The 8667-nt window shown below is 47.2% G+C and carries 9 protein-coding genes, 1 tRNA gene and 1 pseudogene; 1 reads left to right on the top strand and 10 read right to left on the bottom strand.

Translation table 11 applies throughout. The annotated features are described in order from the left end of the window. Positions 1–260: 260 nt before the first annotated feature. From NDI34_RS27020 to NDI34_RS26975, 10 genes are all read right to left on the bottom strand, one after another. Positions 261–1736 (bottom strand): DUF697 domain-containing protein, encoded by a 1476-nt coding sequence (locus tag NDI34_RS27020; protein WP_348234373.1) that lies wholly within the window; start codon positions 1734–1736, stop codon positions 261–263. Between the two features lie 91 nt (positions 1737–1827). After that, positions 1828–1904: transfer RNA gene (locus tag NDI34_RS27015), tRNA-Met, on the bottom strand. A gap of 46 nt (positions 1905–1950) precedes the next feature. Beyond that, positions 1951–2904 carry an asparaginase gene (locus NDI34_RS27010; RefSeq protein ID WP_190412552.1) on the bottom strand — a complete coding sequence of 318 codons (954 nt, stop codon included), beginning with the start codon at positions 2902–2904 and terminating at the stop codon, positions 1951–1953. A 133-nt stretch (positions 2905–3037) separates the two neighbouring features. After that, positions 3038–3538, bottom strand: a complete 501-nt coding sequence (locus NDI34_RS27005) for a CGLD27 family protein (RefSeq protein WP_190412553.1) — start codon at positions 3536–3538, stop codon at positions 3038–3040. Between the two features lie 20 nt (positions 3539–3558). Next, complete coding sequence (gene rsfS / locus NDI34_RS27000; protein WP_190412872.1) at positions 3559–4020, bottom strand: ribosome silencing factor; 462 nt, start codon at positions 4018–4020, stop codon at positions 3559–3561. A 150-nt stretch (positions 4021–4170) separates the two neighbouring features. Next, positions 4171–4776, bottom strand: a complete 606-nt coding sequence (gene yqeK / locus NDI34_RS26995; RefSeq protein ID WP_190688009.1) for a bis(5'-nucleosyl)-tetraphosphatase (symmetrical) YqeK — start codon at positions 4774–4776, stop codon at positions 4171–4173. A 146-nt stretch (positions 4777–4922) separates the two neighbouring features. Then, positions 4923–6152 (bottom strand): glycosyltransferase family 4 protein, encoded by a 1230-nt coding sequence (locus NDI34_RS26990; RefSeq protein WP_190528377.1) that lies wholly within the window; start codon positions 6150–6152, stop codon positions 4923–4925. 216 nt (positions 6153–6368) lie between these two features. Further along, positions 6369–6818: an anti-sigma regulatory factor gene (locus NDI34_RS26985; protein ID WP_190412556.1), complete on the bottom strand. Its 450-nt coding sequence runs from the start codon at positions 6816–6818 to the stop codon at positions 6369–6371. 22 nt (positions 6819–6840) lie between these two features. Then, positions 6841–7839, bottom strand: a complete 999-nt coding sequence (locus NDI34_RS26980) for an anti-sigma factor antagonist (protein ID WP_348234372.1) — start codon at positions 7837–7839, stop codon at positions 6841–6843. A 223-nt stretch (positions 7840–8062) separates the two neighbouring features. Next, a complete protein-coding gene (locus tag NDI34_RS26975) occupies positions 8063–8206 on the bottom strand; it encodes a hypothetical protein (protein WP_348234371.1) in 144 nt (47 codons plus the stop codon). Between the two features lie 122 nt (positions 8207–8328). Here NDI34_RS26975 and NDI34_RS26970 point away from each other — a divergent pair. Then, positions 8329–8562, top strand: a pseudogene (locus NDI34_RS26970) (7-carboxy-7-deazaguanine synthase QueE); the annotation flags it as partial. Positions 8563–8667 lie beyond the last annotated feature (105 nt).

The raw sequence follows: 8667 nt of genomic DNA, 5'->3' as shown, positions 1-8667 counted from the left end.
TTGATGATGTCTACTTTCTTTATAAATTCTTTTGAGAATCCTTTGAGTTTCTCGGCTTAAATCTCTAATAAATCTCATAAGTCTCTTGTTTTCTTGACTTTTGTTTTAGCTTATTCTACTTTTTATTATGTGTAATTTATTTTACATAAGCACTTAATGATGTCTTGATTTCGAGCTAGTACAGATTTCGATATGAATAAAACATTTTAATAGTAGGGTGGGCATTGCTCACCCTACTGTTGGGCTAACCTACTACTTGGCTAACAACTAGCAATCTCGTTACCCGCGATCGCAGGCTGGGGTGATTCTGGCACTAGACGCCCCACAGCTTGCTTGACAAATCCTTGCAAGAAAGCAACTCGTTGATTTTGCTGAAACACTTTTTGCAGGGTTTCGCGCAACTGATCGAGATTCAAAGGACGCCCTTCTGCGGTCGTAGCGGCTTCCTGCGCTTGGAAATATTCAATCAAGCTCAAACCCGCTAACCGGGTTAGATAGGCAGCACTGACGCCCTGAACCGCTCCTCCAGCGACAAATGTGATCGCATTGCTCTTGAGAACCCCACCTACGGTTTGAGTCGTTAGCTCGACTAAACCAAGCTTGAGCATCAAGCTACCCATTGTCCCAGCGATCGCTTGCGCTTGTTGAATAGAGAATTTTTGCTGATATAGATTACCGAGATCCATGACTAGCTGACCGTTAATGGCAGCAGTTGCCAGCAAATCCAAGGCAGGTACAGGGTTCGCAAAGGCGGTGGCGGCAGCAATCCACTGATATTGCTCGATAACGGGAAGGGCGCGATCTCGTCTCACTTCATTTAAGGCGGATTTCGCTTCGGCTTTCAGCGCATAAGCTGCCCTCCAAGCCGTTGTCCAAACCAGCTGTTGACTTTCTTGAGCTAAAATTTGGCTTAACCGACTTGCGATCGCACTCATCTCAGGCGCTGGGGTTTCCATCCACTCCCGCACCGAACCATCCGGTTGATGCTGACGCACTTTGATGGGGGTAGGAGAAGCAGCGATCGCTACAACGTCTTCTCCGTTCAGCGTTCCTTGCATTCGTTGCCGCAATTGCTGCAACACCGTGGCGCGTTCTTCAGGTAAATACCGATCTTGCTTGTTAAGCACTAGCACTGCGCGCTGTTTAGATGCCGCTAGTTGCTGTAAGGTTTGATATTCCGGATCGGTCAAATCTCCATTGGTAAGAAATAGCACCAAATCTGACCTCTCCCCGATTCGGGAAGGGGGCGGGGAGGTGGGGTCAATTGCAGTAAATAAAGCGGGTGTCTCTTGCAAGCCGAGTTTTTGCGGCTGTTGCGAAACCCAGTTGGACTCTAAAACTTGAATTAAGGTGGATTTGCCGACTGACTTTCCGCCAGTGACAGCCAGATGCATCTCCTGGCGGTCGATTTCAGTCGTAATTTTGGCGAGTTGTTCTCTTAGCGGGGCATTTGCCGGATGGTTTTCTGCCTCTGCCTCTAGCTGGCTAATCGTACCTTCGGTTTGAGCGATCGCTTTTTCTACCGTTTCCCTGTCCATCTGGCTGACATCTGGCAGATGAAGCTCTTTGGTTGTCTGTTTCTGGAATAACCAGAAACCAGCGCCGAGTGCGATCGCGCCAATTACACTAAACTCACCGACTGTCCCCGCTGAGTCATGAAAACTCTGCAACAACCAAAGCGAGAATGATAGACCAATTCCCCCGACTAAAATCGGACGCCGCAAATTCACAGCCATAAATATTTAAATGTAACCGAATCGCTGCTAACCAGCCTACAACAAATCCCTGCAACCTTTTGGGATTGCAGGGATTGTTTACTTTTGTATTTGGTGGCGGGAAGTGGATTTGAACCACTGACCTTCGGGTTATGAGCCCGACGAGCTACCAGGCTGCTCTATCCCGCGTCGTTGCCAACTTATTTACTATAACGCAAATTCAAGAATGTGGCAACTACAACATCGAAAGTTCTCCAACGACATCTAGACGCTTGAATTTGCTCAAGCTCATAAAGGTTTCCGACAGGGTTTCCGCCACCGTAGGACTAATCCAACCCATTTGCTTGAGTAAATGAATGGCAACGGCACACTTTGCCCGTCCTGCTCCATCTGCCACCTTAATTGCCAGTCCCATCCCTTCGCCAACGCGACCGATACACTGAATCCCTTCAGCACCCCCTTTGCTGATGATTTCACCTTCGGTCAGACGCATGAGTTCTGTATCAAATAAACCTTCTCCTGCCACCATATTTGGGTGATGGGTCATGGCTCGGACGATGCGTTCCATATCCAAATTATTCCCAGAGGCAAGCTGACCGTACAAGGTACCCATTTGCCCCAGCTGCATGAAGTAAGTCGGAGCGCCACAATCATCGTGGGCACTGATGAACTCTACAGCGGGCATTCGCAGCAATTCAGCAACTTTGCCTAAAATTAGCTGCTGAACGGGGTGGTTGCGCTGCAAATAGGTATTCAGAGGCCAATGCCTTGCTTGGCAAACGGCAAGCATTCCAGCGTGTTTCCCGGAACAGTTATACTCCAGCGGACTCCGTTTACCTTCTGGAATTGGACACTGAAGTGCTGATGGGTCAACATCCGAGCGCCAAAGAACGTTAAAAGCCTGTCGGACTTGGGCAGTCGTACCTTGGTGGGAGCTACAGATAATGGCTAAGTCTCGATCCGTTAGCTTGTAGCGTTCTAGGGTGCCGGTAGTCGTAATTGCCAACGCCTGGAATGGCTTGAGGGCGGAACGAACAAAAGCAGCGGTTTCCGAACTGCCTGCCACGGATAGGACGCGCCCTCGGTTGTCACAGACGACTGCTTGGGCGCGATGCGTTGATTCAATAATGCCTTCTCGCAGCAACCGAACTTCCAGTTCTGCGGATTGATTTCTTTTTCCCCTTGTCATGGGTAAGACTTTATCACTTTTTGTTAGTTGTTCAGTAGCCTGCGATCGCTGGTTCTGAGGTCGTCGGTAGACTGTGCAGCCTTTCCTTACTATCCACTACCTCTCGCTCAATGACCTAATGCCTAATGGCTCATTACAGAAAATACCAGGTTAGACTACCTGCAAAGAAAAATAAGGCAAGCAAGACAAAGGTTCGCTGTAACCGCTGAAGGATTGGTTGAACTTGGTAAGTGACGATCAAGCGATCGCGTGTCAAAATTTCTTCTGGCTTTGTCCAGCACTGACCGTCGTACCAACCGGATTCTTCATAAAACACTTGTTGATTCTCTAGGCGCGATCGCACGTAAGACCAACCCAAGTACAGTCGCACCAGTGCCAACACCACTCCCAAGCTCGCTCCTGCTGCACCCATGAGGATAAACTTGCTCGGATACTTTCCTGGCGCAAAGCTTGCCGCTGCCATTGGACCTGCGACGAACCAGCCGAGACCCCAAATCCAAGCCAGCTTTTTGATGTATCCTCCCAGTTCCAGCGTCACCCAGCGAAAAGACCAAGAATCCTTCAACTCCTGGTACTCATTGAGCGGTTGTTGTTCGGCGGGAACTGGGCAAACTGAAACTGGAGTTTCCATCATGTTTTTACTCTCCCATCGGCTCACGATGCTGAGAAATCGATTTTTTCAGCATGACCCCAGAATGCTTCCAGATTATAGAATTCCCGCTCTGGAGGCAACAAGATGTGAATGATGACATCCCCGTAATCCAACAGTATCCAGCTACCTTCTGCCTTTCCTTCCACGCGCAGAGGCAGACGTTGCCACTCCGTTTCTACTTTCTGTTCAATGGATTGGGCGATCGCTCTCACCTGGACTCTGGAGAAGCCGGTTGCGATCGCAAAGTAATCCGCCAGATAGGATACCTCTCCTACCTGTAGCAATACGATGTCAGCCGCTTTGCGGTCATCAGCAGCTCTGGCAGCCGTTAAAGCCAGCTCTTTGCTTGCTTTTTGTTTATCTGCATTGACAGCCAGTCGAGCAGAAGCATTCGCGTCGTCTCCGTTGGAGATGAATGCTTCGTTCCCAGTAGAGGAGGACTGTATCTTGAACTGTTCTGACATTAAATCCTGATTTCCTTGTTCAAAAACACCTATAAATTCCTTCAAAGTTGGTTCAACTCACAGCACTGTACTAGAGAGATGCTGAAGTTTCTATTTTAATTTTTGAAGTTTCGAGCCTCAGCTTTTTATGGCTTTTTTTAACTTTTCATTTCATTTATCCTTCATCCTTTCAGCTTCAGGTTGCTGCTTTTTGCTAGCGATTTGAAGTGCCCAATTACGGCTACGGATCGTTCGAGGGTGAATTAAGCAACGAGTTTCGAGGAGATATTTCAGGGAATAATCGCAAGTTAGCCAAACAGCTTTGTAGAGATTTTGCCAAGCAACTTGTCTTAAAGCTTCTAACTCAGGAGTGTTACCTCTGCCTGGTTCCAGAGTATCAGCCAAAAACACGATACAACTCAATTCACTCATTCCTGGTCTGCCTAAGGTGTGATCCTGGATTGCCTGCAAAATTTCTTCATCAAATATTCCAAATTTGTCTCTAGCAACAATTGCACTAACATCTGCGTGCAATAAATGCGGATTTTCTTCATCCACCGGGTCTAATTTCAATCCTTCTTCTCGTGCCATTTGTAACAGCAGCGAAGGCTTAAAGTATTTTGCGAGATCGTGCATCAACCCCGCTGTCGCTGCTTTTTTCTCGTCGAGTTGATAATGCAGCGCTAGCTCAATAGACATCTGCTCGACGCCTAATATATGTTTGATTCGAGCGGCAGGGACACGATCTGCTAACCAGGCTAAGACCTGTTCGCGCATTGGGCGAGGAACTCCATAGGGCTATCGGGACAGACGCAAAGGACAAAACCTAAGGCTTTGGGCGATCGCTAGTTCCCAGGATAATAAACGCTAGGCATCGCGCGATCGCTACTTCAACCCGACAACCATTTTGCTTTCATTCTAGATCAATGAAGCCTAACCTCATCAAACAGCTTCTCATACTGCTCCAAGGCGTGCTTAAAGGAGTAATTTTCGATAGCATATTGTCTGCCTTGCTGACCCAGTCTTTCCGCTTTGTCAGGGTTTTTATATAAGTCTAAAATTGCTGCTGCCAGAGCCTCAGGATCTTCTGGGGGAACGACGACACCGCCGCCGCTATGCTGCACTGCTTTAGCTGCCGTACCACTAGCAGGAACAGAAGCCAGAATTGCCCGACCGCTGGCTAGCAGCACCTGAATTTTAGAAGGCATATTGAAGGAAATCACGTTTTCCTTTTGCATCACCAACCCTACATCCGCTGCTGCCAGTAGTTCCGGTAATTTTTCGCGGGGTTGAAATGGTAGTAGCAAAACGTTTGGCGCATCCACTTTTTGACAATAAAGCTCCAGGTCTTGTAAGGCTTTATCTTCTCCCACAATCACCACAGCAATGTCGGGAATATGTCGCAGGCAAGTCGCCGCATCGATCAGGGTCTTTAAGGGTTGGGTGCGACCAATGTTACCGGAATACAGAACCACAAATTTGCCGTCGAGTTGGTGAACGGCTCGAAAATAATTATTTTCTTTAGGCAAAGGTTGGATAAAGTTAACATCAACCCAGTTAGGAATCAACCTAATTTTACTTTTTGGGACTCCTTTACCAACTAAATTATCAACAAATCCATCAGCAATGACGCTAATCTTCGTCGCTGTTCGGTAAGCAAAATTTTCCAGCTTTTCAAAGATGGCAATCATCCGTTTGTTGGTGAGCAACCCCGTATGAACTGCGGCTTCCGGCAAAATATCCTGGAGGTTCAAGACTACCGGACAGCGGTGCAACCATCCTAGGAGCGCGGCTGGAACGGAAACTGGCAGGGGCGGTACGGTTAACAAAATTACATCTGGTCGCCTGCCTTTGAGGGCATGGACTAAGCTGATCAGGACAAAGCTGGCATCCAATAGAATTCGATCTATCAAACCCGGTTTCGGGCGAATCCAGACATAATTGCGCTGAATGGCTACGCCATTTTCGAGTTCTGTTAGGTACAATTTCCCCTTATATTTCTCGTAGATGCGCCGTTGCGGATAGTTTGGCATGGCAGTGACAACTCGCACTTGATGACCTTGTGCTACCAAACCTTCCGCTAGTTCGGTCATCAAGGGGGCAATGCCGATTGGTTCGGGATGGTAGTTGTAGGAGTAAATCAATATCCGCATGATCTAGGTCTTACCAAATATTTAGCACCAAGCTTTTACCTAGTCTAATCGGGGGTTGCGGTATGTTGGTACAATCGCGCATCTTCTTTGAGGAATAATGTGGCTTTTTCTCGGTCTATTTCTCGGTCTATAAGTGGGAGCGCGCTTGTAGATGAGATTTATTCCCAGTTGTCAGAAGCAGCAGCACATCTAGGAGAAAGCGAATACTCTCCAGTTTTAGCGAATTTTTCTTCGCATCAGCAAGCAATTTCGTTCGTCAGGCATCCGCGTGTAATCGAGTTCATCTGTGAATTGTTGCATAAATATCAACCCCCGACCTCCTTCATTCTCCAGGGGGTCAAAATCCTTTTGACCCACCACTTGCAACTTTGATTGCAGCTTGGCTTGCAAGTTAAACGGTTTTCCGTAGTCCCAAATCCGCATTTCCAGATAGCTAATATAGACTTTCACCTCAATCTGTATTGGGGTGGTTGGGGGCAATGAAGAATGAGCGTGGCGAATGACGTTCGTAAACCCTTCAGTCAAGGCTACCTGGGACTGCCACCATAATTCATAGGGCAGTAGCGGTAGAGTAAGTTGCTCAAACCATTGCAAAACTTCTGTTAAAGCATTTAGATCCGTCTCCACCTGAAGGCGGGATTGTGCTATTGGTTGTTCCTTTGTCATTAACAGAAGTAATTGAGGTTTCCTAATAAGCACCACTGTTTTTGCGAAATAAAATTAGGATTGTTTTAACAATTAACTTGAGGTCGTAAATCAGGCTCCAGTTCTCCTGATAGCGCAAATCTAAGCGAATCACATCTTCAAAATTGCGTACTTGCGATCGCCCATTTACCTGCCACTCACCCGTCATTCCTGGTTTCACATCTAAACGCTGCCATTCCGGAACTTCGTATCGTTCTACTTCATCAGGTGTCGGGGGTCTCGTACCGACTAAACTCATCTCCCCTTTCAGAACATTCCAAAACTGCGGCAGTTCATCCAGGCTTGTCTTCCGTAAAATTCGACCCACCCGTGTTACTCGCGGATCGTTTTCATTCTTGAAAAAGGCACCGCTGGCTTGATTCTCGATTTTGTCTTTCAGTGCTTCCGCGTTTACGCACATCGAACGGAATTTCCACACCTGAAACCGTCTTCCCATCCAACCGCAACGGATTTGACTGAAAAAAATCGGGCCTGGATCGTCGAGCTTAATCACAATGACGATGGGAATAAACAAAATTGCCGTAATCCCTAAACCCACCAGCGATCCCACCACATCAATACCACGTTTAATCCACGAGCGGACGGAAGGATGAGTCGTTGGTAGCTGAATCTCTGATTTTTTCCCAGGGGTTGTGGTTGTGCTTTGGCTTGGCGGCTCGATCGTTAAAACTTGATCCAGCCCCGTCATCGCTAACACTGCCATCACTTGAGGATGGACACCCCGAAGTACTAATTCGACTTGTTTCTCCCGCGCTAGCTTTACATTACTGACCAGCGCACCAATACCACTGCTATCAATAAATGTGGTCTGACTCAAATCAAAAACTAATTGCTGGGTATCGGCACTCTCTTGTAAGAATTGCTGACAGCTTTTCTTAAAAGCCACGGCCTCAAGAACAGTAAGGCGAGGGGGTAGCTGGACTACAGGAGTGTCGTTGAAGAACGTAATCCGAAAATCTGCATCGGGGATCGGTCCAACCATGTAAACCTAGTGCTAAGGTGCCATCTTATATTTTGAAAAATATTTGAGATTAGTCAATTCAACTTCATTAAAAGTTTTTGTAAAGAATTATTTTATTGTTTTGATATAATTCTACCTAAATCAAATTCATCGATTGTCCATAGTAGCACTGAAATAGCGAATTGTACCAAGAATTTTTTAAACTGCTTCTAAGGGTACCAAGGAGCAAACAGCTTGGCGGTGGTTAAAAATTGTAGTTATCGTGAGTTATTCTCACTGACCGACCGGAATCATCAATATTGACAGAATTATCAAGCGGTGAGAAAGCTGACTGGGGAACCCCCTGCCAAGAGCGATCGCTCTTGGCAGCACGCGGAGATTCAAGCATACTTCCCGCGTGGTTAATCCGCGTGGTTAATCTAGGAATTCAAGGCAGATAATGGGATTAGTAGAAACCTTAGAGTAAACCCAGTCCGAAGCGAATCAGTCGCATCTCAAGTCAGAGCAACAATGACCCCTAAAACTGCCGACTATCCCACTGCGCGGCTAATCGAAGTCTTCTCCGCCATTCAAGGGGAAGGACTGAATGTAGGTACCCGCCAAATATTTATCCGCTTTGCCCTCTGCGACCTACGCTGCCATTTTTGCGACAGTGCCCACACCTGGTTAGCGCCAGATAAGTGTAATGTGGAGCGAACCCCTGGCCAAAGAGACTTTGAAACCCACTCCAATCCAGTAGACCTCCTGCATGAATGAGAAAATAGTGTGCCAGTTGGCGATCGTCGAATTGCAAAATTAAGGAGAGACAAGGAGCAACTTAAGGAGGGGGCGATGCCATACACACAGTTA

Origin of the sequence: Trichocoleus sp. DQ-U1 (assembly GCF_039961925.1) — a bacterium.
Classification (GTDB): Bacteria; Cyanobacteriota; Cyanobacteriia; order Cyanobacteriales; family FACHB-T130; genus FACHB-T130.
The sequence above is the reverse complement of the archived record's forward strand: the minus strand, read 5'-3'. Positions and strand labels throughout refer to the sequence as shown.